This is a genomic window from Lactobacillus xujianguonis (assembly GCF_004009905.1).
GTDB classification, from domain to species: Bacteria; Bacillota; Bacilli; order Lactobacillales; family Lactobacillaceae; genus Lactobacillus; species Lactobacillus xujianguonis.
This window is the reverse complement of record NZ_ML136947.1, coordinates 1-1,105: the sequence shown is the minus strand read 5'-3', so window position 1 is coordinate 1,105 and position 1,105 is coordinate 1. Positions and strand designations below refer to the sequence as shown.

Annotated in this window: 1 pseudogene; it reads left to right on the top strand. The window is 36.9% G+C overall.

The features are described from left to right. The first annotated feature begins 97 nt into the window (after nucleotides 1-97). Nucleotides 98-956 (top strand): annotated as a pseudogene (locus EJK17_RS11305) (IS982 family transposase). Nucleotides 957-1,105: the final 149 nt, after the last annotated feature.

The following is a 1,105-nucleotide window of genomic DNA, read 5'->3' as shown; positions in this document are numbered from 1 at the left end:
ACGCGTGGTGCTAGTTAAATCGTTTTAGTTAATAAAAAAGTCCAATCTTGTTAGACTCGACTTGTAAATAGTAATAATAGAAAAGAGTCTGATCTGATTGAACTGCCTTAAGCTTAAGCGTTTTAGCCACCCTAAGACAAGTTAGTTTTAAAGATTTAGTGATAATTTGTCGGCACTGGTATCGTTTGTATGCACCGGCTGAGTTTACTCATCGGCGAAATATTGATCAAATTAAAACTACGGACAGTCTGATTTTGGCTTTACTTATCTGGCAAGCTAAGACAGGAATTGAATCACAAAGAAGATTCTGTGAATGTTTCAATTGTTTATCACACTCACGTTTTAATCGGCGTTCACGTCAGCTATTGCAATTGATTTATCAAATACGGCAAGAAATGAATAAAAAGGTTGACCTGAATGGACAGTTCTTGATCATTGACAGCTTTCCGGTACCTGTTTGCCAACCAATTCGCAACTATCGTGCTAAAATTTTTCGCGGTTATGCCAACATTGGTTATAAGGCCACCAAGAAAATTTACTTCTATGGTTTCAAAGTTCATGCCATTGTTAGCGATGACGGTTACATTCTTGATTATGTCGTAACAAAAGCATCAGTTCATGATGCCAAGGAGACAGTTGAACTGCTGGAAAATGCACATCCAGCTAATTACTATCTTCTTGGCGACGAAGGCTATTTAGGCAAAGAACTGCATCAACAGCTAAAACAAATGGGTTATGAACTTTGGACACCATATCGTAAAAATATGACAGGAGCTAAAAAGCACAATGATCATCAATTGATGGCTCTTCGCAGAACAATTGAAAGCGACTTTTCGCTTCTGACCTATTACAATGCCGAGAACAATCGAGCACGTAGTCTGATAGGCTTTCAAAGCCGGTTGGAAATTGCAATTTTAGCTTATAATTTGGCTTATTGTTTAGAACGATTTAACTAGCACCACGCGTATTATTATAATCTTCGTTTGTTAGAAATTAATGCAAAAGTTAAGTCTAAGTGTAAAATAGTTTGCGGTGACGCTTAGTTACAAATTAAAAAGAGTCAAATCCATTTTAGGACTTGACTCCAAAACAAAAAGACCAGTAG